A 26,898-nucleotide genomic window follows, 5' to 3' on the forward strand; every position below is an offset into this window, starting at 1 on the left:
AAAAATTACGATTTCACAACAATGAATGCTTGCACAATGCTTTGTATTTTCCTCTTTCTATCTGGATGTACTATGCCGCAAAAGGAAAGGGAAGTAGTCCTTTATAAAACCTATTGTGCAAGTTGTCATATAGCTCCTGAAATTAATAGTTTACCAAAAAATATATGGGCCGAGAAAATACTTCCTGAAATGGGAGCGCGTCTTGGGATACGGGACTCGGGTTATAACCCTTACGAAGGACTTTCCTTTGCAGAAATGGAGGCTGTCATTAAAACCGGGATCTTTCCGGGTAAACCTATTATCGATAAAAAGGATTGGGAAATTCTTAAAAATTATATTGTCACAAATGCACCGGATTCTTTAGCGGGAACCCGGTCAGAGGGTAAAACGGACGAATTGACCAACTTTACATCAAATAGGATTACTTTGGATAATACAAAAGGCACCTTATTTACCTTATTAACATTTCAACCAGAGCAGAATAAACTTATGTTAGGGGATTTACGCGGCAATTTATCCGAATATGATTTGCTAAGTCAGAAGAGTACTCGTATTGGACGATTTGGAAGTCCTGTGGTATCTGTAGATCATGATGCGGAAAATATGCTTGTAACCGTTATTGGAAATATAAGACCAACTGAATTGTCTTCCGGGAGGATATTTACGGTGAGCCCCGATACTATCAAAGTAATTCCCGAGGCCCTGCATAGGCCTGTTCATGTAGTAGCCCATGATTTTGATAAAGATGGAATAAATGAATTAATTGTTAGTGAATTTGGGGATATCAAGGGCCAGCTTAGTCTTTTTAAGAAGAGTAAAATGAAAGGTATATATACCAAAAAGCTGCTCTTAAACCAACCGGGTACAATTCGGGTCATTATAAAGGATATGGATAAGGATGGTAAAAACGATCTGGTAGCACTAACTGCTCAGGGAGATGAGGGAATTACCATTCTCTACAATGAAGGTGATTTGAAATTCAAACAAGAGAAGGTGATCCGTTTTAGTCCCGTATATGGCACCAGTGATTTTCAACTAATCGACTATGATCATGATGGGGACGATGACATAATAACGGTGCATGGAGATAATGCAGACAAATCCTTTGTATCCAAGCCGTACCATGGCATGCGTATTCATATCAATAATGGGAAAAATAACTTTACAGAGACATATTTCTACCCATTAAATGGGGCTACAGGGGTAGAGGCATCTGATTTTGATCAGGATGGGGATATAGATATCGCTCTGGTTGCTTCATTCCCCGATTATGAGAATAAGCCGGATATGTCCTTTGTATATTTAGAGAATAAAAACGAACTCAAATTTACATTTTCCGCGAAGACCTTTAAGGATTCTAAGGTTGGCAGATGGTTTTTAATGGATACGGGTGATGTAGACAGCGATGGGGATGAAGACATAATTTTAAGCTCATTTACTTATGCATTTACACCGGTTCCCCGCTCATTTTCAGATTTATGGACTGCGGAGAATGTAGATATAATGATCCTCGAAAATAAGTTAAACTGATGTTTCTCGATTATAGGTTTAAGGATGTTTTAATCCTGTTGATTGTTTTTTTCTTTATTTCATGCAAAAGCCAAAATGAAAACAGGAAGTTAGAAATATGGAAGTCCATTGAAGTTAATGCTTCGGCATACAATTCTGTACGTTATCAAACTTCCGGTACACCTAATATTGCCGCATGGGGAGACACGCTTAAACCGGGTATGAAATGTATTGCCGTATCACGTGATCTGCTGGAAAAAGGTATTGCTCATAATACCAGGGTAAAGATTAGCGGTTTGGACGGAATCTATCTCGTTAAAGACAAAATGAATAAACGATGGAAAAATAAAATTGATATTTACATGGGCAATGACATAAAGAAAGCCAGGAATTGGGGGACCAAAAAAGTCATGATGGAATACGCGGTAAAACCGGAAGAGAACCAAACAGCGCCTGAGTAATAATCTGTAATAATTAGTAGTAGTTGGTCCGATTATATGAATAAATTACTTTATAGCTTAATAACATTACTGGTAATATCCTGTGCAACATCTAAAGAAATTGTTGACAGACCTATCATCTTTGACTATGAACGCGAAGAATTAACGCGGGCATATCTTATGGAGCGATATGGAATTGAACAAAATTCTCCAACGATCAAGCCTCAAATGATTGTTTTACATTGGACAGTCATACCCACCCTGGAAGAGTCATTCGAGGCATTTAACGCACCTGCTTTGCCCAACAAAAGAGCGGATATTCAGCAGGCCGGTGCGCTAAATGTATCCTCACACTTTATGGTGGACCGGGATGGCACAATTTACCGTTTGATGCCGGAAACAAATATGGCCAGGCATGTAATCGGGCTGAACCATTGTGCTATTGGTATCGAAAATATAGGGGGAACAGAAGACCTGCCATTAACAAAGGCGCAGTTAAAATCCAATATTTGGCTGGTAGAATATTTATATCAAAAATATCCAATTGAATATTTGATTGGTCACTATGAGTATACAAATTTTGTAAATCACCCTTTATGGCTGGAGAAAGACGAATCTTACAGGACTAAAAAAACAGACCCGGGTAAATATTTTATGGAAAGAGTTAGAAAAGCTACCAAAAATCTTAATTTTAAACCCATACCTAAAAATCCATAAAAAATGGCCAGTAAACTTTTGTCCGTATTTCTTATTCTTGTTTTGACCACTCAGGTCTATGGGCAAGGCGTTGACATAACCAGGTCCTTGTATGACACCTATACAACCTACAAAGAACCAACTTTAAATAAAAGACGAATCAAACATCATGAGCTCAAACCTCTGATTAATAAATTCAAGGAAGATACCAGGTTTGACGTTCACAAAGCAGGAACTTCAATAGAAGGCAGGAACTTGTCACTTATAAGTATTGGTAATGGGGAAACAGATGTTTTTTTATGGTCACAAATGCATGGTAATGAACCAACAGCTACACAGGCCATCTTTGATATTTTGAATTTTCTGGCCAGTAATGATTTTAAAGATGAAAAAGAGGAGATACTAAATAATCTCAGACTTCATTTTTTACCTATGCTAAATCCGGACGGCGCAGAAGTCTTCCAAAGAAGAAATGTACTGGGGGTTGATATTAATCGAGATGCGTTAAGGCTTCAATCACCGGAAAGTAGGACCCTGAAGAGAGTTCGCGATAGCCTGAATGCTGAATTTGGGTTTAATCTTCATGATCAAAGTACCTATTACAACGCAGAACGCACGGACAAACCGGCTACGATATCTTATCTGGCCCCTGCTTATAATTATGAAAAGGAGATAAATGAAGTACGGGGCAATGCGATGAAAGTAATTGTTTTTATGAATAATATCATTCAGCAATATGCGCCCGGACAGGTTGGTAGGTATAATGATGATTTCGAACCACGTGCTTTTGGTGATAATATTCAGAAGTGGGGGACAAGCACAATTTTAATAGAATCCGGCGGCTTTGCCGATGATGTTGAAAAGCAGGAAATCAGAAAACTAAATTATGTTTCTATTCTCTCAGCAATTTATACTATTGCAAAGGGAAATTATAAGGATATTCCTCTTGAGGATTATGAAAAAATACCTCAAAACGATCGCAAACTTTTTGATTTAAAAATTGAATCGGTCAGCTACGAACTCATGGGCTCAGAGTACATAATTGATTTAGGGATTCAAAGACCGGAAGTAGACTTGAAAGGTCATAATGATTTTTGGTATAGCAGCAGAATAATAGATCAGGGAGATCTTTCCACCTATTATGGGTATAAGACTTTTAAAGCTGATGGCCACCTAATAAGACCGGGTAAGGTATATCCAAAAACACTTAAATCGGTAAAAGAACTTGACGGCTTAGATCCTATTGAATTACTAAAATCAGGTTATACATATATCAGAGTTGAAAAGTTTGAAGTGAATCAGTTGTATTCACATATTCCCTTAAACCTTATTTCTGCTACCTATAAAGTGCCTGAATTTAAACTCTCGGTTGGAAAAAACCCCACCTTTCTGCTTTCTAAGGATCAGAAAATTACGAAAGCCGTAATCAATGGCTTTTTAATTGACCTGGAATCTGGCAAAAGCGATTTTGTAAATGGTATGCTCTTTAGATGACCAAGGCCAACTTGATATCCATAATCTGATAACCAGTGTTATCTAATTGTAAATCTCAAATTATATGCTGCCGTTGAATAAATAGCTAAAGTTGACAGTAAACTGGGAAGCATTTGCAATTAAGACAACCAACATAGTGAATAAAATCACTACTATTGAAGAGAATACTAAAAGTACCGCACTTTTGTACCATTTAGATAAGGCTCCTATTGCACTCTGACTGATAATTTCGTTGATAACATCCATAATTTCTTTTTTTAGCATTAAACAATTTTTATAGCTTTTAGGATGATTTAAGTTGCAATGGTTAATTGAGGTTGTTATATATGAAACAAGTAGCATGCCAAAAACCCTACTTCCAAATGGTTATTGGCAAAAAAAATAGACGCAAAATGCGTCTATTTCAATGTCTTTTAATGGGTTCCTTACTATTCACAGCCACCAGTAAATCCTGTTGCGTCAAATTTAGTTTGAACAGCACCCTGTAAGTTGCCACTGGTTACTTGTATGGCCAGATTGTTTTCACCACTCCCATCTCTTTTTGGAGAACAGTATTCAAAAAGATAAAAACTATTTGCCTGTTCGTTAACCCTTAAGGAAATATCGTTAAAAGTGGTTTCCAATTCTTCCTTATTACCAGCAAATACGCTAAATGTCTTACCTATTTCCATCAAGATTTCAGTATCTATCTCTGATCCTAAACCAATGGTAAAAAACGATATATTACTGTTGGCTTCGTTCACTTTCATTAACGCCTCTTCCTCGGTATATCTGGAAGCCTGATCGGTTCCATCGGTAAAAACAACTATTGATGTGGCCCCAATAACATTGTCATTGGTACTTTCGTTCAATAATTCCCCAGCAATATTTGTAGATTTTATCACAGCTCCATATAAGTCGGTGGAAGGATCATTGCTTATGTCAGTTGTTATGCCCTCAATGGAAGCAGTAAGTTCAGCCTTGGAGGCCGTAAGCGGATTTAGTAAATGAAGTTCATCTTCCCCATCAAACCAATAAATGGCCATTCTAAAGGACGACTCTTCCTCTGATGGCATCACATTATTGATAAAACTAATTGAAGCAGATTTTAATTCGTCCAGACTGCTACTGAGTACGCTGTTACTAAGATCAAGTACCAACAGGGTGTTATTATTGAAAATTTGTGAATTTGGTGATATACGCGCAAAAGATTCGGAAGCCGATATTGTATTAAAACATTCATCATTTCTCCCTTGTTCGTAAATGGTAAATTGTTCCGCTGTTAAACCAGGGGCAGGGTTACCCATATTATCGGAGACCTTAAAAAAAACAGATACTTTCCCCGGCAGCGTTGTAAACTGATCCTGGATTGATAGTACAAGGTCACTTTCTCCAAGATTTAGGCATTCATCAACCGGAATTCCTTCACCAAGGGACCCAGACTGATTAATATTAAAATTTATGTCATCATCGGCATTTCCGCATGAAAAAAAAAGGACAAAGGCAAAATGTAAGCTAAGCAGCTTCAGAAAGGATTTCATTATCATAAGTTTTGTTGTTCCCCATCAGAACGTCCAATTTGATTTTAAATTATGGCCCGGGTTGAAAACTTTGTTAAAACTTGTTAAAGTCAAATCTGTAACCCTCGTTGGGTTTAGGTAGTGATAATTTTTCATCAATAAGATTTGTGCTGTTATTCAATAAAATGGCATTAGGGCAATTAAATCATTTTTACCGGGGAATACGATTAAGAGCGTATAATAAATGTATCTTTTAACATTAAACAAATTGTTAAATGGGTTACAGTTAGACATAATTTTGATAACTTTAAGAAGTATATTATTTACTCACTTAAACAACTTGCACATGCCAACGTATCAATTAAACATTAATGGAGAATCCAGGTCAGTAGAAGTTAGCGAGGATACCCCGTTACTTTGGGTTTTACGCGATCATTTAGACCTTGTAGGAGCAAAATATGGCTGTGGGATTGCACTTTGTGGTTCATGTACTATCCATCTGGATGGAGTAGCTGTTAGGAGTTGCGCAATTTCTATAGCTCAGGTTGAAGGGAAAGCAATAACAACAATTGAAGGCCTTTCCGAAGATGGTACTCATCCGGTGCAGGAAGCCTGGAAAGAAGTTGATGTCCCTCAATGTGGGTACTGCCAGACAGGCCAGATTATGACAGCCTCAGCATTTTTAAAGGATAATCCAAATCCAACAGAAAATGAGATTAAAGACGCAATGCATGGCAATATTTGCAGATGTGCCTCTTATACCAGAATATATAAAGCAGTTGAAATAGCGGCAAACAAAATGGCCCAGTGAACCAACAAAAAACATCAAAATGTCCACACAAAACAAGTCAATAACATTTAGCAGAAGATCCTTCATGAAAACCAGCTCCCTCGCAGGGGGTGGATTATTAATTGGGTTTAATTTATTTAATGCCTGTAAACCCAATGCCAAACCACCTGTGAATTTGGCAGAATTGGATTACAATGAGTTTAACGCCTTTATTCAAATTGCAGATAATGGTGCCGTAACTATATTTTCACCAAACCCGGAAATTGGACAGGGAGTAAAAACTTCCATGCCAATGATCATTGCGGAGGAATTGGATGTTGCCTGGAAAGATGTCTATGTGAAGCAGGGTGTGTTGGATACCAATAATTATACGCGACAGGTGGCAGGAGGAAGTCAGTCTATCAGGTTTGGGTGGGATCCATTAAGGGAAACCGGGGCAACTGCACGTCAAATGCTTGTAAATGCTGCTGCAGCCAGATGGGGTGTAGATCCTTCGGAATGCTCCACAAACGAAGGTGTAATAAGTAATGCGGCAGGGGATAAATTAGGTTATGGGGAAGTGGTCAATGAAGCAGCCGCGCTTGAAATTCCTGAAGATGTTACACTTAAAGATGTAAAAGACTATAAAATAATTGGTACGGATGCCGCCAATGTAGATATCGACAAAATAATTACGGGAGAACCTCTTTTTGGGTTGGATTACAAAGCTGAGGGGATGGTTATTGCTTCCGTCATGCGTCCGCCAGCTTTTGGCCAAAAACTGGAGACTTTTGATGATGCAGAAGCAAAGGCCGTAGATGGCGTAATAGATGTTTTGAAGTTTGGCGACAAGATTGCGGTTTTAGCAAAAGATACCTGGTCTGCAATGAAGGGTAAAAAAGCTTTGAAAGCCGAATGGAAATCAGATTCCAAATTGGAAAGTACAGAAGATCATGATAAATTATTATTGGGATTATTGGATGGAAATAAATTTGAAACGCTTCGAGAGGATGGAAATGTAAAAAAAGCATTTTCCCAGGCAGATAAGGTACTGGAAAGAACATATGAATCTCCTTTTCTTCCCCATAATTGTTTGGAACCCATGAATTTTTATGCCAACGTAACTGAAGAAAAGATACATTTGGTAGGACCCATACAAACACCGGAAGGCACTGCAAAGAATATTGCCAAGTTGTTGGAGCGTGATTTTGAAGAGGTGCATTTAGAAATGACCAGAATGGGAGGTGGATTTGGCAGAAGGCTATATGGAGATTTTGCTGTGGAAGCCGCAGAAATTTCTAACCTGGCCAAAAAACCGGTGAAGGTGGTATTTTCCAGGGAAGATGATATGGCTGATGGGATCTACAGACCGGCAATAAAATATAGAATTAAAGCCGCTGTTAAAGATGGAGAAGTAACAGGGTATCATTTAAAAGAGGCGGCAATCAACTCTAATATGTATGGTCTGATACCAAACTTTTTTCCGGCAGGCGCCATTGAAAATTACCAGGTTGACGTAGCTAAATATCAGAGTAATATTACAACCGGTGCCTGGAGGGCGCCTTATACGAACTTCCTGGCTTTTGCAGAGCAAAGTTTTTTCGATGAATTGGCTGAAATGATGGAAGTAGATAAAATTAAACTCAGATTAGACTTGTTGCAAAAAGTAAAAGGAACAACTGATGAGCGTATTCAGTATTCACCTGAGCGCATGGAAAAAGTAATCAAAACGGCCGTTGAAAAATCTGGCTGGGGAACAAAACCTGAAGGTGTATACCAGGGATTTGTGAATTATTATTGCCATAATAGTCATGTTGCGGAAGTAGCCGATGTGGTATTGGAAAATGGGAATCCTGTGGTAAAGAAGATTACCTGTGTTGTTGATTGCGGGATTGTAATTAATCCTTTAGGGGCTTTAAATCAGATTGAAGGAGGCGTTATTGATGGGGTAGGACATTCAATGTATGGTGATTTTGGATTTGAGAATGGTGTTCCCACAGCGACTAACTTTGATAGATACAGACTGATTAGAATGAAAGAAGCACCGGTGGTCGAAACTCATCTGATTCAAAATAAACTTTCACCTACCGGACTCGGTGAACCAACACTTCCTCCTGCAGGGGCTGCAATAGCGAACGCTTTTAAAGCGGCTACAGGAAAAAGAATATACAATCAGCCATTTATCAAATACCCGGAACTATTAAAAGGACCGGAAAAAGAAATTATAGGATAGTATGACAATTTTATTATTTGGAATAACCAGGGATATTGTTGGTTCATCAACGCTGGCAATGCCTTCTTCCGAATCGAAACAATTCAAAACCGTCAGGGATTTGAAATCTTTTCTTGGCAGCTCATATCCTGAATTAAAAAAACTCAGTTCACTGGCCGTTGCAGTAAATAATCATTATGCGGCGGATGATGTTTTAATAAACAGTGCTGACGAAATTGCATTGATTCCTCCGGTAAGCGGGGGTTGATGCCTTGTAAATATTGAAAACCTAATTAGGGACACTAAATGCTAATAGACAATCATAACAGAGTAATTAATTATTTGCGCCTGGCAGTCACAGATAGATGTAATCTAAGGTGTAATTACTGCATGCCATCTGAGGGCATAGATTTCGCCAAAAAGGACAAGCTGCTCAGTACGGCTGAACTTTCTAAAATTGGTGAGTTAATGGTTCAAATGGGGATTGATAAGATTCGGATAACAGGCGGAGAGCCCTTTGTAAGAAAGGATTTAATGACTTTACTCAGGAACCTAAGGAATAATAGCGGACTTAAGGATATTTCGATTACAACGAACGCTACGCTAATAGGACCTCATATTGATGAACTTAAAGCACTTGGAATTAAGGACGTAAATGTGAGCATGGACGCCATAAATAAAGCCACCTTTGAGCGCATAACAAGGCGCGATCATTTTGACACGGTTCACAATAACCTGATACGCCTTATCACCGAAGGGTTTAATGTGCGTATCAATTTTATTGTACTAGATGGGCAGAACGTTGAAGATATAATACCCATGTTGGATTTACAGAAGCACTATCCGGTTAATGTCCGCTTTCTTGAAGAAATGCCATTCAATGGAGGATCTAAGAAATTCAATTCTATAAAATGGGACTACAAAGCTATTTTAGCGCATATCAGGAAAACATACCCTGAAATAGAACTTGTACAATCTCCAATAACTTCGACTTCAATAAATTATAAAATAACCGGCCATAAAGGAAACTTTGGACTTATTCCTTCGTTTAGCCGGACATTCTGCGGTAGCTGTAACAGACTGCGGATAACCGCTTTGGGAGATGTTATAACCTGCTTGTATGGTCCTCCAAAAATTAATCTTCGGGAAATTGTAAGAAGTAATTCTCCCGATGATAACATCAAAGATGCCATACGCAATGTGATTGGGAAAAGAGCTAAAACAGGATTTGAAGCACAGAAAGAACACAAAGGTGTCTTTGACAATTCAATGACTTCGATAGGAGGGTAACAGATGCTAAACTAACTTGTATTCCGGTAATTCTAATAACAATGGAGATCAAAGAAGGAAATTCACAAACAAAACTTTATGGGCTTGTACTTTCAGGGGGGAGAAGTACCAGGATGGGCCATGACAAAAGTCTTATACAATATCACGATCTGCCACAGCGTGAACATCTTTATAATTTGTTATCCCAGGTTTGCGACAAAGTCTTTTTGAGCATTCGAAAAGAGCAGCGAGCTGAATTTGCTCCAAATGTGGCAACCATAATTGACAGAGATGAATATAAAGGTCCTTTTAACGGACTGTTAAGCGCGCATTATTCTAACCCAAAGGTTGCCTGGTTGGTTTTAGCTTGTGACCTTCCTCTAATTAATCTGGAGGCGATAAAACAATTGATCAAAGAAAGGGATGTTAAAGAAAATGCTACTGCATTTGCCACAAATAAAACGGGTTTGCCAGAACCTCTTGCTGCAATATGGGAACCTCACGGATTGGATAATGCTATAGATTATCTAAAACAGGCTACCAGCAGTTGCCCAAGGAAATTTTTGATAAATTCTGATATAAAATTGGTCTTCCCAAAGGATGATATTGTTTTAATGAATGCAAATTCAGAGGACGATTATAAAGAAGTATTATCTAAATTAGAATCCCATTGAATACAAATCGCTACATACGTCAAACTTCACTAAAAGATTTTGGTGAAAAATCTCAGGATTTGTTACTAAAATCCAGGGTTTTAGTAGTAGGTGCGGGGGGGCTTGGGATACCGGTCCTGCAGTATTTAAATGCTATGGGTGTTGGAACTCTGGGTATTGTTGAAGGAGATAAGATAGAATTTTCGAACTTACAAAGACAGGTAATCTATACTGAAAAGGATATAGGCAGGGCGAAACTCGAAGTGATTTCAGATCGTTTAAAAGCCCAGAATTCAAATACCTCAATTATTGGACATGATACCTTTTTAACCCGGGACAATGCAATGGCTATTATTCCGGATTATGACATAATTGTAGATGCAACGGACAATTTCCCTACCCGCTATCTTATTAATGATGCCTGCGTAATTTTAGGGAAACCCTTTGTATATGGTGCACTTCATGGATATGAGGCACAATTGAGTGTTTTTAATTATCAGAATGGCCCAACCTACAGGTGTTTATTTCCAAATATGCCGGCAAAGGAAGAAATTCCTGACTGTAATATAAATGGGGTGCTTGGTGTTATTCCCGGCATTGTAGGTAGTTTACAAGCTTTGGAAGTAGTCAAAATAATTACTCAAAAGGCAAAGGTACTGTCCGGGGTATTACTTATTTACAATGGCCTGGATCAATCCTTCCTTAAAATAAATTTTTCAGGGATTGATGAGAATAAAAAAATTCGCACCCTGGGAGACTATTACTTTCCGTATGAAACTGAAACTACAAATTCCATTTCAGCTGCAGAATTTCATCTTCTTATGGAAAATGAAACACCTTTACAAGTAATTGATGTGCGGACAGCGGACGAGTTTCAGAATAATCACCTGGCAAACACCATCAATATCCCGCTGGAGGAAATTGATAGCAGACATATGGAAATTGATTTTTCCAATCCTTTATATATGATTTGTCAATCCGGGAACAGAAGCAGAATTGCCCAGCAAAAACTACAGAACAGCTATAATAAAGCCATTATTTTTAATGTCTTGGGAGGAATTAATCAGTATAACGCTTTACTCATATAATCGTGAACTTCATGAATAGAAATATGGGCAGGTACCTGGCAGGAATTCACAGAATTAATTTAGATTTGGAGCTATGATTGCTTTTAGTGATGCATACAATCTGGTTCTTAGCTATAGCCAAAACTATGGAGAGGAAAACGTAAGCTTAAAAAAGGCTGTTGGAAGAGTACTGGCCGAAGATATACACGCCGATAGAGATTTCCCCCCTTTTGATCGTGCCACCAAGGATGGGATAGCAATCAATTATGACGCTATTGAAAATGGCCGAAAGTCTTTTAACATCAAGGCGGTAATCGCTGCAGGTCAGAAAACTTATCCATTTTTAGAACAGGAGAATTGTGTGGAAATAATGACAGGAGCAGTAGTGCCCATTGAGGCAGATACCGTTGTTATGTATGAAGATATTGGTGTAGAACATGAAATAGCAACTATCAATACTTTAGCAAAAAGAGGGCAAAATATTCATTATAAGGGAAGTGATCAGAAAAAGGGTGAATTGGTTTTGAACAAAGACACCAGGATTACAGCGGCGGAAATTGGTGTATTGGCATCAGTTGGAAAAGCCACAGTTAAAGTTAAGAAACTACCCGGGATAGCGGTTATTTCAACGGGAAATGAACTCGTAGAGGTAGAAGAGCATCCACTGCCCCATCAAATCAGGAAATCGAATTCATATACACTCTATGCTGCCCTGCAAAAAGAAAATATTGAACCGTTGCTGTTACATTTATCGGACGATAAAGATATGATTAGGCAGAAATTATCTTATGTAATACAGGAAATGGATGTTGTACTTATGAGCGGAGGGGTGTCTAAGGGGAAATTTGATTTTATCCCCAAAGTATTAGGGGAATTAGGCGTAAAAAATGTGTTTCACGGGGTTTTACAACGTCCCGGGAAGCCTTTCTGGTTTGGGATGCATGAAGACTCAAATACCGTAATTTTTTCTTTCCCCGGAAATCCAATATCAACATTTGCTAATTATTATATTTATTTTAAACCTTGGTTGTTACATTCCTTAGGACTGCCATTACCTGAAGTTGAAGTATCTTTGGAGGAACCTATAAGCATAAAGGGTAGTTTAACCCGATTTCTTGGAGTGAAAACCAGATGGGAAAACGGTATTCTTAAAGCCAGGTTTGTAAAGGATAATGGTTCCGGAGATTTAACCAGTTTAGCAAGATCAGACGGATTTATTAAATTAATACCCAGAGAACAACCCTATAATACGGATGAGAAAGTATCCTTTATAAGTACCAGAACTCTCGTTTAAATGACGCATGAATTAAAGAATATATTCACAGCCTACCAATCGTACAGTAAATCTGGAAGCAAGGCAGTACTGGCCACCGTTGTGGCTCTGGAAGGATCTTCATATCGCCGTCCCGGAGTACGGATGTTGATCCTTGACAACGGAAAGATGGTTGGAGCAGTTAGCGGAGGATGTGTAGAAAAGGAAGTACAGCGCCAGGCACAAAGTGTTTTACAAAATGGAATCCCCAGGGTTATGACCTACGATGGCCGTTATAGGCTGGGCTGCGAAGGTATTTTATATATTCTTATCGAACCTTTTATGCCAGACGAAACCACCATAGATATTTTTTGGCAAACCATTAAAAAAAGGGAGAATTTTGAACTTATCAGCTCTTTTGAGAGAACGGAAACGGCTAACCCGGATTTTGGTACTCTCTTAAAATTTGATAATGCTAATAAGGCTCTGAGGCCCGGTTATAAAGGGCATTTAGCAGGAGAAAGCTTTGAACAGGTTATGACCCCTTGTTTTAAATTGATCATAATAGGTGCGGAGCATGATGCCGTACAATTGTGTTCTTATGCAAGCATGACCGGTTGGGAAGTAATGATCATAGCCGGTCCGGCAGAAGAAAAAAACGAAACGGATTTTCCGGGTGTGCAGGATTTCAAAGCCCAGTTGCCGGAAGAATTCGATACCCGTTTAATTGACAATCAAACTGCTGTTGTATTAATGACCCATAGCTACGTAAAAGATTTAAAATATTTAGTCGCAATTAAAGAAATCACGCCAATTTATCTGGGCTTATTAGGGCCTGCGGCACGAAGGGAAAAGTTATTAAATGAACTAATAGAGTACCATCCGGAGATTTCAGAGCAATTCTTTGAATCTGTTTACGGACCATCCGGAATAAATATTGGGGCAGAGACCCCACAGGAGATTGCAATATCCATAATAGCTGAAATCCTTACGGTGATACGAAAAAAAGAGCCTATGCTCCTAAAAAATAAAACGGGAACGATACACAATTAATGAATTCTCAGGTAGCTATTTTAATACTGGCAGCAGGGTCTTCAAGTAGAATGGGTAAAATAAAACAACTCTTACCCTGGAAAGGTTCAACCCTTCTTGAGAATACCATCAGGACTGCAAAATCATCAATGGCCGGTGAGGTCCTGGTCATACTGGGATCTAATGCAGGATTAATCAAAGAGTCGATTCATAATATCAATGATGTTAATATAATTGAAAACACCAAATGGAGAAAGGGTATAGGATCCTCAATCTCATGTGGGATTAATTATCTTACAGCATATGAGAAAGACATCAGGGCGGTAATAATTCTTTTAGCTGATCAGGTTTTAATTAATTCAGAATATCTTAATCGAATGATAGAACTCTATACCCGGGGTAAGAAGGATCTTATAGCTACCAAATACGGGCATAAAACAGGAGTTCCTGCCTTGTTTGACCAATTTTATTTTAAGGATTTAAGTAAATTGGACGAGGATCATGGTGCTCATAATTTACTTAAAAGATTTACAGATAAAATTTATACTTTAGACACCTTTGGGAAGACCTTTGACGTAGATACTCAGGAAGATTATAACAAGTTATTGGAAATGAATGCGAATAAGGATAAACGATTTTGAGATATTTTATTTTTGATTGTTGTTTATAAATACTTCCTAAAATAGAGTACATCCCTTTAACGAAAATCACTTTTATGACCAATTTTAAAACCTGTCTTGTTGCCATCGTATTCTTAAATGTAATTTTTCAATCTTGTGCGCAGGAAATGAGTTTTGAAGAATACAATCCAAAATCCACTCTGGTGGTTCCGGAAAATATTGTAGAGAAAGCGAAGTATCCATTTATTGATATCCATAGCCATCAATTTCAGATGGCTACACAAGACTTATCGCAATTGATTAATGCAATGGACACCCTGAATTTAGCGGTCATGGTTAACTTAAGCGGAGGCTCTGGTGAGGGCTTAAAAAATATGTTAGCCAATGTCAACCAGCATTATCCAAACAGGTTTGTAATCTTTGCCAATGTGGATTTTAAAGGAGTGGGAAGTCCGGATTGGTCTGATAATGCGGTAAAGCAACTGGAAGAGGATGTAAAAAGTGGCGCAAAAGGATTAAAAATTTATAAAAGCCTTGGCCTTAGGAATAAGGATATCAATGGCAATAGAATAGCCATTGATGATCCACGTCTAGATCCTATTTGGGCTAAATGCGGGGAACTAAATATACCGGTCCTTATCCACGCTGCAGACCCCAAGTCCTTTTGGGATCCCATGGACAGTACGAACGAAAGGTGGTTAGAATTAAAAACCAGGCCTCGAAGGAAACGGTCAGCAGATAATCCGGCTCCATGGGAGCAAATAATTAATGAACAGCATAATATGATCAGGAAGCATCCGGAAACTGAGTTCATTAATGCTCATATGGGCTGGTATGCCAATAACTTACAAAGACTGTCGGAATTACTGGAACAAATGCCAAATATGTATGTGGGTATTGGTGCTGTAATAGCCGAACTGGGAAGGCAACCAAGAAACGCAAGAAAGTTTTTTATTACCTATCAGGATCGAATTCTTTTTGGGAAAGACAGCTGGCAACCCTCAGAGTTCCCAACTTATTTCAGAGTTTTGGAAACTGATGATGAATACTTTCCCTACTACAAAAAATACCATGCCTTCTGGGCCATGTATGGATTAGATCTTCCAGACGAAGTATTGCGAAAAGTATATTACAAAAACGCCCTGAAATTATTGCCGGGATTGGATCCGAATTTATTTGAAAACTAGATTAAAAGTTTCCGCAATTAGTGTTGACTTCAGATCTAGCCAATGCCGGAAATTTTGTTTTATGTACTGCAGTTTTGTACTTATCCCTGAACAACCATTTTAATTTGCCTTTATAAAATTTGTAAAAAAGTGTGATTTTTTCGGGCAATGGTCTACTAATTAAGCAGAAGTTGTGAAAATATGGGTAAAGAAGAGTCATTTACCAGGATAATCAAGGAAAATGAGGGCGTGATTTTTAAGATCACCACGGTCTATACGCAAGATGGACAGGACCAAAAAGATTTGTACCAGGAAATTGTTTATCAATTGTGGAAATCCTTTGATTCTTTTCGAAATGAATCTAAAATCAGTACCTGGATGTATCGCGTTGCATTAAATACTGCAATTAGTCAATTTAAAAAAAGAAAAAAGCATTCCATAACAACTTCTATTGATCAGGTTGTTCTGCGGCAAACTGAAAATTATAATCCTGATTTTGAAAACAAGCTAAAAATTATATACGAGCATATTCACCAACTGAATATTCTGGAAAAAGGTTTAATACTGCTCTTATTGGAAGGAAAGAAATACGAGGAAATTGCAAAGATCACAGGATTGAGTGAAACAAATGTGGGTACACGCATCTCCAGAATTAAGCAAAAGTTGAAATCCAGGATATTGAAAAAGTAAATTATGGACTTAGAAGAAATCCAAAAAGTTTGGTCAGATATGACCGATCAATTAGAAAAGCAAAAAAAGCTAAACAATGAATTAATCATGAAAATGACACAGCACAGATTCAAGAGCAAGTTTGATAAGATAAAGTTATATGAAACTATTGGTGCTGTTATATGTTTTATTATGGCCATCTTCATTTTGTTTAACTTGAATAAATTGGATACCTGGTACTTGCTCGCTTGTGGTTTATTTACCGTAGCTTTCCTATTGGTTTTACCTGTCATTACCCTGGGATTACTTGGTAAAATACAGCGTATGAACATTGTAAATAACAGTTACAAAGACGCTATCGTTAAGTATACCAAAGCAAAAAATCAATTACTTCTTATGCAAAGGGTAGGCATTTATTTGAGTTTTGTACTGATGTTTACATCCTTACCGGTATTTAGTAAAATAATGAAGAACAAAGATCTCTTTATCAATAGTCAAATATGGCTTGCATATATTCCGGTAATGATTATTTTCCTTGTCTTATTTACAAGATGGGGGTATAAGTGCTATAAGAATATTACCAATTCTGCAGAGAATATTCTTAAGGAACTGGAAGCTTAAATTAAGCGGTTTAAACTTAATCTGCGATGCTTAACTAAGTACAGCTTTTTTTGACCATTAATTGGTTTGCATAGAAATTCCTGCCTTTTCCCATATTAACTGAGCTTTATCATATTATTAGAATAGAGAAACTACGACCTTTAATTTATTATAAATAGTCTTGGAAGGCACATTTGCTATTTATAGAAGAGTTCGGGCCGCTTTATTAGAACTGCAGTATGAAGAAACTACCTCTTACACTACTCCTGTTGATATTGGTGCTGCAGCTTTTTGCTCAAAAAAAGAATGAATCTTTTCGCTTAAATATTCGTAAAACCAATTTAGCGGTAAAAATTGACGGAATTGGTGATGATGAGGCCTGGAAGGATGCCGATGTTGCTAAAGATTTTCATATGGTAATACCTATGGATATTGATAAGGCAACGGATAAAACGGAAATTCGGATGACTTATGATGACACCAACATTTATTTACTCGCTACTTTTTATAACAGCATATCCGGACGCTATTTTGTGGAATCCTTAAGGCGAGATTTTTCTTTTAACAAGAATGATAATTTCTTACTGTTCCTGGATCCTTTTAATAATCAGACTACCGGCTTCACTTTTGGCTCCAATGCAGCAGGAGCTCAATGGGATGGTACCATGTTTGCCGGAAGCAGTGTTGATCTCAATTGGGATAGCAAGTGGATCTCTGAAGTAACCAGAGATGATGAAAAATGGGTATTTGAAATGGCCCTTCCCTTCAAATCAATACGATATGAAGATGGGGTTAAGGAATGGGGGATTAATTTTAGCAGGTTGCATTTGGCCTCCAGCGAAAAATCGAGTTGGACCCCGGTACCCAGGCAATTTCCAACTTCTGCCATGGCCTATAACGGAGTTTTGGTATGGGATGAGGCCCCGCCAACACCGCGTTTCAATTTTTCTTTAATTCCTTATGTTTTGGGACAGACCACCTATGACCTGGATCAAAGTACCGATTATGTAGCGAAAATTGGAGGAGATGTAAAATTTAGTTTGTCTTCCTCTTTGAACCTGGACCTGACAATTAACCCGGATTTTTCTCAGGTGGAAGTAGACCGTCAGATTACAAATCTAGACAGGTTTGAACTGTTTTTTCCCGAAAGAAGACAGTTCTTCCTGGAGAATGCCGATATATTTGCCAACTTTGGATATGAAAGGATCAGGCCATTTTTTTCCAGGAGAATTGGGCTTGGGATCCCTATAAATGCAGGTCTAAGACTTAGTGGGAACATTGATGAAAATTGGCGGCTGGGGGTTATGGATATTCAAACTGAAAAAGATGAAGATACAGGGTTACCAAGTCAAAATTTTGGGGTGATTAGCTTACAGCGACGGGTATTTAGCCGATCTTCCATAGGGCTCCTCTTCGTAAACAAACAGTCTATCAATTATCCTCAGGATACAGATTCTTTGCGTACCATCTATCCAAAGTATAATCGAAATCTAGGGATGGAATATAATTTGGCCTCATCCGATAATTTGTGGAATGGAAAGGCATTTTTATTAAAGTCCTTTGCACCGGATAAAAATGGAAACGGGATTACGCAGGGAGCCAATATTGAATATAAAAGTAGAAAATGGAATTGGGGCATTAAAGAAGAATATGTGGATAGCACATATACGGCTGAAGTTGGCTTTGTTCCAAGAAAAGGGTATTTCAACTTCAATGCATTCTTAGGTTACCTGTTTTTTCCTGAAGCCGGTCCGGTTTTAAGTCATGGTCCTGTGGTTAATTCGATTTATTTTTTTGATAAAAATATCAAACAAACCGATCATCAAAACACACTGCAATACCTCTTAAACTTCCGTAATAGAAGCAGTTTAAGTTTTGAAGGTATTAATGAATATGTAGAACTACTTGCCCCATTCGACCCTACCGGTACCGGTAAAGATTCACTTGCCACGGGAACGAAACATAGATGGAATGCTTTTGGAGCGAGCTATAATTCAAGACCACAAAGTATGTTTACCTATTCTTTAGGCGGAAGATATGGCGGATATTATGAAGATGGTTCCCTCTTAAGTTTAACTACTGAACTAGGCTATCGCTTTCAGCCCTATGTAAGCCTCAGTTCAAATATCAGTTATAATAATATAAAATTACCTGAACCATGGAATACTACCGAATTTTGGCTCATTGGTTCTGAAATAGATATTACTTTTACCAATAAGTTATTTTTTGCTACTTTATTCCAGTATAACGAGCAATCAAAAAACTTTAATTTAAATTCCAGGTTTCAGTGGCGCTATGCACCGGCTTCAGATTTATTCCTTGTTTACACGAACAATGAATTATTGGATCCTTTAAATGGCAGAATCTGGTCACTTACGCTCAAAATGACGTATTGGTTCAATAAATGAGAGATACGGGATCAACAACTTATTCTTCTCCTATTGATGGATAATTAATTTTTTCTTAATAATTTAATAGTTAAATCAACAACAATAGAATCGATTATGAAAACTCAGAAACCGAATACCAGGGATACACAGGAACGTAAAGAAACTAGTTTATCACGTCGAAAATTTATCAGAAATTCCTCTGTCGCTTTAGGGGCAATTTCAATAATACCAAGACATGTTTTGGGTAGAGGTTTTATTGCTCCCAGTGATAAAGTAAATCTTGGTTTTATTGGTCTTGGAAAGCAGAGTAGGGGACTTTCATCACGATTCGTGGAGCATACAAATGCTCAAATCATAGCCTGCTGTGATGTGTGGTCTACAAAAAATGCATGGTTCAAACAACAGGTTGAGAAGGTTTATGCTGAACATCGGAATCAATCAAATTATAATAGTGTTAATACGTACCTTGAATATAAGGAACTCCTGGATCAATCAGAGATTGATGCTGTAGTTATTGCCACTCCGGACCATTGGCATGCTTTACAATCCATAGACGCTATGAAGTCCGGTAAAGATGTATTTTGTGAAAAACCTTTAACGCATACGCTAAAAGAAGGATCGGAGATGGTAAAATGGGCCAATAAAACAGGCAAAATTGTTCAAACAGGCAGTATGCAGCGCTCCTGGGATAACTTTAGAAAAGCTTGTGAATTGGTTAGGAATGGATATTTAGGGGAAATTCAGAAAGTTCTGGTAAATGTCGGTGATCCTGCCAGGCCATATGATCTGGCGGCCGAAACACTTCCACCTGAAGTTAATTGGAACAATTGGTGTGGTCCTGCTCCTCTGTTAGCATACAACCACAGGATTAGCCCTTCAAATAATGATGTCGATTTTTGGCCGAATTGGCGATACTATGAGGAAATAGGAGGGGGTATTTTATGCGACTGGGGTGCACATATGTTTGATATTGTCCAATGGGCACTTGGAATGGACTCTACGGGGCCGGTGAAATATATTCCGCCCGCAGATAAAAATGCCGTGCGTGGCCTAAAAATGTATTATGCAAACGGGATAGAAGTTATTCATGAAGATTTTGAGCGTGGTTGGGGTGTTCGTTTTTTTGGTTCGGAGGGACAGATGGATATAAGTCGAAATTATTTTGAAACCAACCCGGCAGAAATTCTGACGGTAGAGCTAAAAGACTCTGATACCCGTCTATACAAGGTAAAGAAAGATCATTATCAGGATTGGATAGATGCCATAAAAAATAGAACGCAACCCGTATGCGGCGTAGAAACTGGTCACCGCTCTGCCAGTATATGTAATATTGCCAATATTGCCTATGAACTGGGGGAGACCTTAAACTGGGACCCGGAAAAAGAAAAATTTGAGAAAAATAAAAGCGCGAATAAGATGCGGAAAAAAAAGTATAGAAAATTTTAATTTAATTGTAGCCATACAATCCAATTTAGAATGAGTTGCTTTAATTGAGTGTCGCAATTCTCATAGAAGAAAGTATTCACTTTTTTTAATGACCAAGCTATAAAATAGTGTCATTTTTAATATTTCTCCTATCTTTAAAGGTGGATCAACTGGTAATAAATAGGCTGGTATTTAACTTTCCCAAAATAAAAATTCTACTCAGTCTTGTATTTTTTTGGGTTATATTCGGTTTAGACGCACAAGTCCCTCCGGATTGTACAACCTTGTCTTCCCCATTAGATGGCGAAACAAATGTTTCTGTAAACACTGAAATTCAATGGGTGGCCGTCCCAAATGCAACGCAATATTTTCTTAGTATGGGGACGAGCCCGGGTGCAACAGATGTTTTAAACCGGATTTCTGTTGGGAATAGCCTAAACTATACGCCTGCCACAAGCCTAATGCCAAATACTGTCTACTATGTTACCGTTATTCCAAATAATAATAATGGGGATGCCATTAATTGCATGGAGGAAAGTTTTACTACCGGTAATGCCAGTAATATACCCGGCTGTGTTACACTTTCTAACCCGGTAGCCGGGGCTTATGGTGTGCCGCCCGGTACTGACATAAGCTGGACGGGCCAAACAGGGGCCGCCGGATACTTTTTAACTATCGGCACCACTTCCGGAGGCAATGATATTTTGAATAATTTTGATACAGGCAATGTAACTTCATACGACCCTCCTTCAGACTTCCCCCTTTCTCAACGTATATATATCACCATTACCCCTTACAATAATGCCGGAGAATCTCCTTCATGCGCGGAGATTACCTTCAGGACAAGAGGAAATAATCCACCTATGTGTACTGAGATTATTGATCCTATTGACGGTGGTGAGTTTATTTCTGTAACGGCAAATATCACCTGGATAAGAGATTTTAATGCTTCCGGTTACCTGATGACCATAGAGAAAACCTCAATTGGAGGCGTTAAAATCCTTGATAATTTTGATGTTGGCAGCGGCACAAATTTTAAACCTCCGGATTTTGAGGGAAATACGGTTTACTATGTTAGAATAACACCTTATAACGACCTGGGGGTGGCCCCTAACTGTCAACCAATCTCGTTTACTACTGGTGCAGGACCGGTTCCTCCGGATTGCACGAATCTTTTGGTGCCTCAGAATGGGGCTAGTGATATTGGGGAGAACTCTAATTTGGAATGGGCAGCTGTGAGTGGCGCATTTGGCTATATTCTTTCTGTGGGTACTTCTTCGGGAGGAACAGATCTGGTAAATATGCTAGATGTGGGTAATGCAACAACTTATAGCTTTGAACAGCCTCTTCCCGAAGCAAGTACAATTTTTGTAACTATAATCCCTTATAACCCAAGTTTAGTTGCGGAGAATTGCAGGGAGGAATCATTTACCACAACTGGCTTTGAAGAAGTTGATGAATCTATACCGGTACCTAAATTCTTTACCCCGAATAACGATGGGTTCAATGATCAATGGATAGTAAGTTCAACTCCGGAAATTGAAATAAGTACGGTACATATCTTTAACAGATATGGTCAATTGCTAAAACAATTATTCCCGGATCAGGGCTGGGATGGGAATTTTAACGGTAAACCTTTAGCGTCTGATTCGTATTGGTACAGAATACAAACCGCAGAGGGCAATACCCAGGTAGGCTTTTTTGTATTAAAGAGATAGTTGATTTATAGAAATAAACTACAAAAATTAAAGAATACCTTCATACTAGCTGAAGTCTCATCGCTTATTTTTAGTTACTTTTAGCCATAAATAACAATTAATTCAACGAGGATATAATGAAAACAATCTTTAACGCAATATTCATATCAATTTCAATCTTTTCATCAGGCATCACTCAGGCCAGCGCACAGAGCGATATTTTTGAAAAGCTTAATGAAGTTGCCATAGTAGATCAGAAAGTAATGGTTCCTATGCGAGATGGGATACGATTGGCTACCGACATATACCGCCCCAAAACTGATAAAAAAGTTCCAATTATTTTTTCCAGAACTCCCTATAATTTTAATTCATGGGGTGACGGTGAGCAAAGGACCAGAACCGCTGAAAAAGCTTATGAAGTGGTACAGAAGGGATATGCCTATGTAGTACAAAATGAAAGGGGAAGATATTATTCCGAAGGAGAATGGGACATCTTGGGCGTACCCCTTACGGATGGCTATGATGCTTTTACCTGGATGAAGGAACAAACCTGGTCTAATGGAAAGATTGGTACTTTGGGCTGTTCATCTACAGCAGAATGGCAAATGGCTGTTGCTGCCTTAGATCATCCTTCCTATGCTGCTATGGTACCTCAAAGCTTTGGAGCCGGTGTTGGTAGGGTAGGCAACTACTTCGAACAGGGTAACTGGTACAGAGGTGGAGCCGAACAGTTACTTTTTTTTGCATGGCTATATAGCGTGGAGCATGATATATATAAACCCAGAATCCCTGAAGGAGCCAGTCAGGAAGATCTTATCCGTATTTCCAGGTTCTATGATTTAGCGCCGGAGAATCCACCCGTAGATATGTCACAAGCCCTGGCACATTTACCAATTCAGGATATTATTCAGAATATTCATGGCAAAAAAGAAGTATTTGACAAGATGGTGAGGCGAACTCCTAATCATGAAGACTGGTACAAAGGAGGGCTATACCATGACGATATGGAAATTGGAGTCCCTGGTTTCTGGTTTGCTTCCTGGTATGATGTATCCATCAGCCCTAACCTCGCTTTGTTTAATCATGTTAGAACTAATAGCAAGGACGAATTTGTAAGGGAAAACCAGTATTTGGTAATAGCACCCACATTGCACTGCAGATACACCAGGGCTACTGAGAATACAATTGTGGGTGAACGAAATGTAGGAGATGCAAGACTGAATTACGGCGAACAAATTTATTCCTGGTTCGATCTTTGGCTTAAAGAAGAGAATAATGATTTTAAGAACCGGACCCCCAGAGTTCAGTACTACACTATGGGGAGTAATATCTGGCAGTCTGCTGAAGAGTGGCCCCCAAAAGAATCTGAGCTGAAAACATACTATTTGTCCAGTGCTGGAAAGGCTAACAGCATCAACGGCAATGGGGTGCTTAGTAGTAAGAAACCAAAAGCCATGAATTCACCCGATAGCTTTGTATATGATCCCATGAATCCTGTTACCTCTTATGGGGGTAATGTTTGTTGTACAGGAAATGCTGTAAAAGGAGGGGCATATGATCAGCAAGCAATGGAAACCAGACAGGACATTCTGGTTTATACAACAGAACCGCTGAAAGAAGGTACTGAAGTCACAGGCTTTATTGAAAGTACCTTGTACATTTCCTCTGACGCCAGGGATACGGATTTTACCATAAAACTAATCGATGTTTACCCCGATGGTCGTGCATACAATTTGGATGAAACCATCCAGCGTGTTCGTTATAGAGAAGGTTATGACAAAGAGGTGTTTATGGAAAAAGATAAGGTTTATAAAATTGATTTAACCCCCATGGCCACGAGTAATTATTTTGATAAGGGACACAGTATTCGAATAGAAGTATCAAGTAGTAATTTTCCGAGATTTGCGAGAAACCTAAATACAGGTGGAAGGAATTATGATGAAAAGGAGGCCGTTATTGCTACGAATACGGTGCATCATTCCAAACAATACCCCTCGCAGATTAGGTTGCCCATTATAAAGAAGTAAACGTTTTTTTATTTATGATAATTTTAAGTCCTGTTGGACTTGGAAAATAGTATCTTATATCCATGTTTTCCAGTATAAAGGCTTTATTTATTCTTGTTGCATTAGTAACCGCTCCTGCCTTGTATGGCCAATATTCAGAAAGTGATTGGAAGGATCGGGATCAATGGATGAACCCGGAGCAGATATTTAAAATGGCGAATATTGAACAAGGTGATGATATAGCTGATGTGGGCTGTCACCAGGGCTATATGAGTTTCCATCTTGCGAGGTACGTTGGTGAGAACGGGAAGGTATTTTCTGTAGATGTCAGACAGGATCGCTTAAATTCATTGAATGAAATAGCACTGGAAAGAGGGATAAAAAACATCCAAACCATTTTAGGGGATTATGACGATCCCAAATTACCGGAAAATTCTTTAGATGTTGTATTAATCATAGATGCCTATCATGAAATGAAGGACTATAGAGAAATCCTTCAACATGCTAAAAAGGCACTAAAACCTAATGGTCGTATTCTGATACTTGAAAAGCTTAAGAGTGAAATGATTGGGAAATCCCGCCAGGAACAAACCAAGGCGCATACCCTTTCCCCGGGATATGTTGAAAATGAATTGAAAGAAGTTGGTTTTAAGGTAACCAGAATAGAAAAAGACCTTGGCAACTGGGAAAGGAATTCTCAAAAAAGGATATGGGTAATGGTCGGGATTCTTCCGGAATCATGAATATTTTAGTATCTTGATTATTGCTAACCCTAAGGAATCATATAAAACTAATTGAAATGAAAAATACACTGTTTAAAATTTTGGTACTACTCCTGGTGACAGGGAGTTTAACAGCACAGTCTAAAAATGAAAAGCAACAAAAAAAAGAGGCTGGTAAAAATACGGCCTTTGAAGCCATAAAAAATCTTGTTGATTCCGGCAGCTATATATTTGATGCCACCAGGGCTACGGCTATAGGCGCCGGAGAGGTTTCACTTGCCACAAATATCAATCGGTTTATTGTTAAAGATGGAGAGTTGAATATGGATTTACCCTATTTTGGGGTGGTAAGGGGCGCAGGTGGCTATAATAAAAATCCGGGGATAGCCTATAAGGGAATTCCTGATAAATATGAAGTTGAGCATATTGATAATAAAAGACGCACGGTAATAAGGATTGGTGTACGCAGCGGGACTGAACGCCATGATTTAAAGCTCACTGTTGGCTATGCCGGTCAAACCACAATTAACGTAATTAGTAGTGCGAGGAATTCTATAAATTATTACGGGTATTTAAAACCTTTAAAAGCAGAAATAAGTAACTAAAAAATTACGCATAGATCTGCTTTACAAGAAGTCCCCTTTGTAAAAATAAACATCGATGGTTACTTTTTTTAAAAATAGATCTGTATTTGAGGTAGTTATTATTGTAATAATTTCCTTATCCACCATTTTTGCCCGGGGCCAGATTAACCACAACCAATTACGGGAAAAGATGATCAGGGAGCAGTTAATGGCAAGGCAAATTACTGATCCATCCACCCTCAAGGCTATGCGGCTTGTTCCCCGACATGAATTTGTACCGCCGGATATGCAGGTCTATGCTTATTCGGATAGTCCATTACCCATAGGGCTGAAGCAGACCATATCTCAACCCTATATTGTGGGATATATGACTCAAATCCTGAAATTAAAGGATAATTTTAGGGTATTGGAAATAGGCACGGGATCGGGATATCAGGCGGCGGTTTTGGGACAAATAGTAGATTCAGTATTTACAATAGAAATTATTGAAGAGCTGGCATTGAGAGCAAAAAATAAACTTTCCGAATTAGGCTACAACAATATACAGGTAAAAGCAGGCGATGGATATCTCGGTTGGCCGGAGAAAGGGCCTTTTGATGCAATTATAGTTACGGCAGGAGCTGAGGAAATACCAAATGCACTGCAGCATCAGTTAAAAGAAGGAGGGAGGATGATTATTCCGGTTGGACCCCATAATGGGGTCAGGCAGTTGGTTTTAATTACCAAAAAGCAGGGGAAATTTAAAACCAAAGAAGTAATGGCAGTAAGATTTGTTCCTTTGACAAGAACCAGGAATTGAGTTTACAAAAGGCAATAAAAAAAGGAGGTTAATTTCATTTACCTCCTTTTTTATGTCTCAGTTCTTACTGTAGACTCGGTTTTGTGTTTGTTTTTATCGTACATAATTTCTACTTTCTGACCATCTGACTCGTTTACTGTCCTTTAGGTTCGAAAAATATGAAAACCTTTTAGAATCAGTGGGCGAATGTTGTAATAAATTTTTCATCTCTTTGTTTTTTAATATTGTTAACTATTTGTATTTCTCCAATCTAATATTCTTAGACGGTATAATGTCTTACTTCTGCCCAGCGTACTCTTTTACTGTTTTTAAAATTTGAAAAGAATGA

25 protein-coding genes are annotated in these 26,898 nt (G+C 38.4%); 23 read left to right on the forward strand and 2 right to left on the reverse strand.

Features of this window, described 5'->3' with window-relative positions; all coding sequences use genetic code 11:
- Positions 1-72 precede the first annotated feature (72 nt).
- From Q0X77_RS08445 to Q0X77_RS08460, 4 genes are read left to right on the forward strand one after another with little or no spacing between them, the layout of a single operon-like run.
- Positions 73-1,530 (forward strand): VCBS repeat-containing protein, encoded by a 1,458-nt coding sequence (locus Q0X77_RS08445; protein WP_297795893.1) that lies wholly within the window; start codon positions 73-75, stop codon positions 1,528-1,530.
- On the forward strand, positions 1,530-1,970 hold the full coding sequence (locus tag Q0X77_RS08450) for a hypothetical protein (RefSeq protein WP_297795897.1): 441 nt from the start codon (positions 1,530-1,532) through the stop codon (positions 1,968-1,970). Before Q0X77_RS08445 ends, Q0X77_RS08450 begins: the two co-directional genes overlap by 1 nt.
- A gap of 36 nt (positions 1,971-2,006) precedes the next feature.
- Entirely contained in the window at positions 2,007-2,666 is a 660-nt protein-coding gene (locus Q0X77_RS08455; RefSeq protein ID WP_297795900.1) for a peptidoglycan recognition family protein, read from the forward strand.
- Positions 2,667-2,669: 3 nt separating this feature from the next.
- Positions 2,670-4,139: a M14 metallopeptidase family protein gene (locus Q0X77_RS08460; protein ID WP_297795903.1), complete on the forward strand. Its 1,470-nt coding sequence runs from the start codon at positions 2,670-2,672 to the stop codon at positions 4,137-4,139.
- Positions 4,140-4,199: 60 nt separating this feature from the next.
- Here the strand turns inward: Q0X77_RS08460 and Q0X77_RS08465 are convergent, their stop codons facing one another.
- Both Q0X77_RS08465 and Q0X77_RS08470 read right to left on the reverse strand, forming a co-directional pair.
- Complete coding sequence (locus Q0X77_RS08465; protein WP_297795906.1) at positions 4,200-4,385, reverse strand: hypothetical protein; 186 nt, start codon at positions 4,383-4,385, stop codon at positions 4,200-4,202.
- Positions 4,386-4,567: 182 nt separating this feature from the next.
- Positions 4,568-5,659 carry a VWA domain-containing protein gene (locus tag Q0X77_RS08470; RefSeq protein ID WP_297795907.1) on the reverse strand — a complete coding sequence of 364 codons (1,092 nt, stop codon included), beginning with the start codon at positions 5,657-5,659 and terminating at the stop codon, positions 4,568-4,570.
- A gap of 325 nt (positions 5,660-5,984) precedes the next feature.
- Between Q0X77_RS08470 and Q0X77_RS08475 the strand changes: the two genes are divergently transcribed.
- The 19 genes from Q0X77_RS08475 (at position 5,985) to Q0X77_RS08565 (ending at position 26,570) form a co-directional block, all read left to right on the forward strand.
- Positions 5,985-6,449, forward strand: coding sequence for a (2Fe-2S)-binding protein (locus Q0X77_RS08475; RefSeq protein WP_297795909.1), 465 nt, complete (start codon positions 5,985-5,987; stop codon positions 6,447-6,449).
- A 19-nt stretch (positions 6,450-6,468) separates the two neighbouring features.
- Positions 6,469-8,640, forward strand: coding sequence for a molybdopterin cofactor-binding domain-containing protein (locus tag Q0X77_RS08480; RefSeq protein WP_297795912.1), 2,172 nt, complete (start codon positions 6,469-6,471; stop codon positions 8,638-8,640).
- A 1-nt stretch (position 8,641) separates the two neighbouring features.
- A complete protein-coding gene (locus Q0X77_RS08485) occupies positions 8,642-8,887 on the forward strand; it encodes a MoaD/ThiS family protein (protein WP_297795915.1) in 246 nt (81 codons plus the stop codon).
- 38 nt (positions 8,888-8,925) lie between these two features.
- Positions 8,926-9,909, forward strand: coding sequence for a GTP 3',8-cyclase MoaA (moaA, locus tag Q0X77_RS08490; protein WP_297795918.1), 984 nt, complete (start codon positions 8,926-8,928; stop codon positions 9,907-9,909).
- Positions 9,910-9,950: 41 nt separating this feature from the next.
- Entirely contained in the window at positions 9,951-10,562 is a 612-nt protein-coding gene (locus tag Q0X77_RS08495; RefSeq protein ID WP_297795921.1) for an NTP transferase domain-containing protein, read from the forward strand.
- A complete protein-coding gene (locus tag Q0X77_RS08500; protein WP_297795923.1) occupies positions 10,559-11,629 on the forward strand; it encodes a HesA/MoeB/ThiF family protein in 1,071 nt (356 codons plus the stop codon). The genes Q0X77_RS08495 and Q0X77_RS08500 overlap by 4 nt, the downstream gene beginning before the upstream one ends.
- 73 nt (positions 11,630-11,702) lie before the next feature.
- The gene (locus tag Q0X77_RS08505) at positions 11,703-12,902 is read left to right on the forward strand and encodes a molybdopterin molybdotransferase MoeA (protein ID WP_297795926.1); all 1,200 of its coding nucleotides are present in this window, start codon (positions 11,703-11,705) and stop codon (positions 12,900-12,902) included.
- Positions 12,903-13,913: an XdhC family protein gene (locus Q0X77_RS08510; protein ID WP_297795928.1), complete on the forward strand. Its 1,011-nt coding sequence runs from the start codon at positions 12,903-12,905 to the stop codon at positions 13,911-13,913.
- Entirely contained in the window at positions 13,913-14,533 is a 621-nt protein-coding gene (locus tag Q0X77_RS08515) for a nucleotidyltransferase family protein (protein WP_297795931.1), read from the forward strand. The genes Q0X77_RS08510 and Q0X77_RS08515 overlap by 1 nt, the downstream gene beginning before the upstream one ends.
- Before the next feature lie 74 nt (positions 14,534-14,607).
- Positions 14,608-15,699 carry an amidohydrolase family protein gene (locus Q0X77_RS08520; protein WP_297795934.1) on the forward strand — a complete coding sequence of 364 codons (1,092 nt, stop codon included), beginning with the start codon at positions 14,608-14,610 and terminating at the stop codon, positions 15,697-15,699.
- 180 nt (positions 15,700-15,879) lie between these two features.
- Positions 15,880-16,368: a sigma-70 family RNA polymerase sigma factor gene (locus tag Q0X77_RS08525; RefSeq protein ID WP_297795938.1), complete on the forward strand. Its 489-nt coding sequence runs from the start codon at positions 15,880-15,882 to the stop codon at positions 16,366-16,368.
- Between the two features lie 3 nt (positions 16,369-16,371).
- Positions 16,372-16,968 (forward strand): hypothetical protein, encoded by a 597-nt coding sequence (locus tag Q0X77_RS08530; protein ID WP_297795940.1) that lies wholly within the window; start codon positions 16,372-16,374, stop codon positions 16,966-16,968.
- 218 nt (positions 16,969-17,186) lie between these two features.
- Positions 17,187-19,355 (forward strand): DUF5916 domain-containing protein, encoded by a 2,169-nt coding sequence (locus Q0X77_RS08535; protein ID WP_297795943.1) that lies wholly within the window; start codon positions 17,187-17,189, stop codon positions 19,353-19,355.
- 96 nt (positions 19,356-19,451) lie between these two features.
- Positions 19,452-20,783, forward strand: a complete 1,332-nt coding sequence (locus Q0X77_RS08540) for a Gfo/Idh/MocA family oxidoreductase (RefSeq protein WP_297795946.1) — start codon at positions 19,452-19,454, stop codon at positions 20,781-20,783.
- 140 nt (positions 20,784-20,923) lie between these two features.
- Positions 20,924-22,480: a T9SS type B sorting domain-containing protein gene (locus tag Q0X77_RS08545; RefSeq protein ID WP_297795949.1), complete on the forward strand. Its 1,557-nt coding sequence runs from the start codon at positions 20,924-20,926 to the stop codon at positions 22,478-22,480.
- Positions 22,481-22,596: 116 nt separating this feature from the next.
- On the forward strand, positions 22,597-24,486 hold the full coding sequence (locus tag Q0X77_RS08550) for a CocE/NonD family hydrolase (RefSeq protein ID WP_297795952.1): 1,890 nt from the start codon (positions 22,597-22,599) through the stop codon (positions 24,484-24,486).
- Positions 24,487-24,548: 62 nt separating this feature from the next.
- The gene (locus tag Q0X77_RS08555; protein WP_297795955.1) at positions 24,549-25,208 is read left to right on the forward strand and encodes a class I SAM-dependent methyltransferase; all 660 of its coding nucleotides are present in this window, start codon (positions 24,549-24,551) and stop codon (positions 25,206-25,208) included.
- Between the two features lie 56 nt (positions 25,209-25,264).
- Positions 25,265-25,792: a DUF4251 domain-containing protein gene (locus Q0X77_RS08560; RefSeq protein WP_297795957.1), complete on the forward strand. Its 528-nt coding sequence runs from the start codon at positions 25,265-25,267 to the stop codon at positions 25,790-25,792.
- A gap of 55 nt (positions 25,793-25,847) precedes the next feature.
- The gene (locus Q0X77_RS08565; RefSeq protein WP_297795960.1) at positions 25,848-26,570 is read left to right on the forward strand and encodes a protein-L-isoaspartate(D-aspartate) O-methyltransferase; all 723 of its coding nucleotides are present in this window, start codon (positions 25,848-25,850) and stop codon (positions 26,568-26,570) included.
- The last annotated feature ends 328 nt before the right edge of the window (positions 26,571-26,898 follow it).

The organism is uncultured Eudoraea sp. (assembly GCF_947258925.1).
Taxonomy (GTDB): domain Bacteria; phylum Bacteroidota; class Bacteroidia; order Flavobacteriales; family Flavobacteriaceae; genus Eudoraea.

Bases quoted from the DNA above. Each gene is read 5' to 3' on its own strand.
- Q0X77_RS08445 (WP_297795893.1), top strand. From the start codon at position 73: ATGCCGCAAAAGGAAAGGGAAGTAGTCCTTTATAAAACCTATTGTGCA.
- Q0X77_RS08450 (WP_297795897.1), top strand. From the start codon at position 1,530: ATGTTTCTCGATTATAGGTTTAAGGATGTTTTAATCCTGTTGATTGTT.
- Q0X77_RS08455 (WP_297795900.1), top strand. From the start codon at position 2,007: ATGAATAAATTACTTTATAGCTTAATAACATTACTGGTAATATCCTGT.
- Q0X77_RS08460 (WP_297795903.1), top strand. From the start codon at position 2,670: ATGGCCAGTAAACTTTTGTCCGTATTTCTTATTCTTGTTTTGACCACT.
- Q0X77_RS08465 (WP_297795906.1), bottom strand. From the start codon at position 4,385: ATGGATGTTATCAACGAAATTATCAGTCAGAGTGCAATAGGAGCCTTA.
- Q0X77_RS08470 (WP_297795907.1), bottom strand. From the start codon at position 5,659: ATGAAATCCTTTCTGAAGCTGCTTAGCTTACATTTTGCCTTTGTCCTT.
- Q0X77_RS08475 (WP_297795909.1), top strand. From the start codon at position 5,985: ATGCCAACGTATCAATTAAACATTAATGGAGAATCCAGGTCAGTAGAA.
- Q0X77_RS08480 (WP_297795912.1), top strand. From the start codon at position 6,469: ATGTCCACACAAAACAAGTCAATAACATTTAGCAGAAGATCCTTCATG.
- Q0X77_RS08485 (WP_297795915.1), top strand. From the start codon at position 8,642: ATGACAATTTTATTATTTGGAATAACCAGGGATATTGTTGGTTCATCA.
- moaA (WP_297795918.1), top strand. From the start codon at position 8,926: ATGCTAATAGACAATCATAACAGAGTAATTAATTATTTGCGCCTGGCA.
- Q0X77_RS08495 (WP_297795921.1), top strand. From the start codon at position 9,951: ATGGAGATCAAAGAAGGAAATTCACAAACAAAACTTTATGGGCTTGTA.
- Q0X77_RS08505 (WP_297795926.1), top strand. From the start codon at position 11,703: ATGATTGCTTTTAGTGATGCATACAATCTGGTTCTTAGCTATAGCCAA.
- Q0X77_RS08510 (WP_297795928.1), top strand. From the start codon at position 12,903: ATGACGCATGAATTAAAGAATATATTCACAGCCTACCAATCGTACAGT.
- Q0X77_RS08515 (WP_297795931.1), top strand. From the start codon at position 13,913: ATGAATTCTCAGGTAGCTATTTTAATACTGGCAGCAGGGTCTTCAAGT.
- Q0X77_RS08520 (WP_297795934.1), top strand. From the start codon at position 14,608: ATGACCAATTTTAAAACCTGTCTTGTTGCCATCGTATTCTTAAATGTA.
- Q0X77_RS08525 (WP_297795938.1), top strand. From the start codon at position 15,880: ATGGGTAAAGAAGAGTCATTTACCAGGATAATCAAGGAAAATGAGGGC.
- Q0X77_RS08530 (WP_297795940.1), top strand. From the start codon at position 16,372: ATGGACTTAGAAGAAATCCAAAAAGTTTGGTCAGATATGACCGATCAA.
- Q0X77_RS08535 (WP_297795943.1), top strand. From the start codon at position 17,187: ATGAAGAAACTACCTCTTACACTACTCCTGTTGATATTGGTGCTGCAG.
- Q0X77_RS08540 (WP_297795946.1), top strand. From the start codon at position 19,452: ATGAAAACTCAGAAACCGAATACCAGGGATACACAGGAACGTAAAGAA.
- Q0X77_RS08550 (WP_297795952.1), top strand. From the start codon at position 22,597: ATGAAAACAATCTTTAACGCAATATTCATATCAATTTCAATCTTTTCA.
- Q0X77_RS08555 (WP_297795955.1), top strand. From the start codon at position 24,549: ATGTTTTCCAGTATAAAGGCTTTATTTATTCTTGTTGCATTAGTAACC.
- Q0X77_RS08560 (WP_297795957.1), top strand. From the start codon at position 25,265: ATGAAAAATACACTGTTTAAAATTTTGGTACTACTCCTGGTGACAGGG.
- Q0X77_RS08565 (WP_297795960.1), top strand. From the start codon at position 25,848: ATGGTTACTTTTTTTAAAAATAGATCTGTATTTGAGGTAGTTATTATT.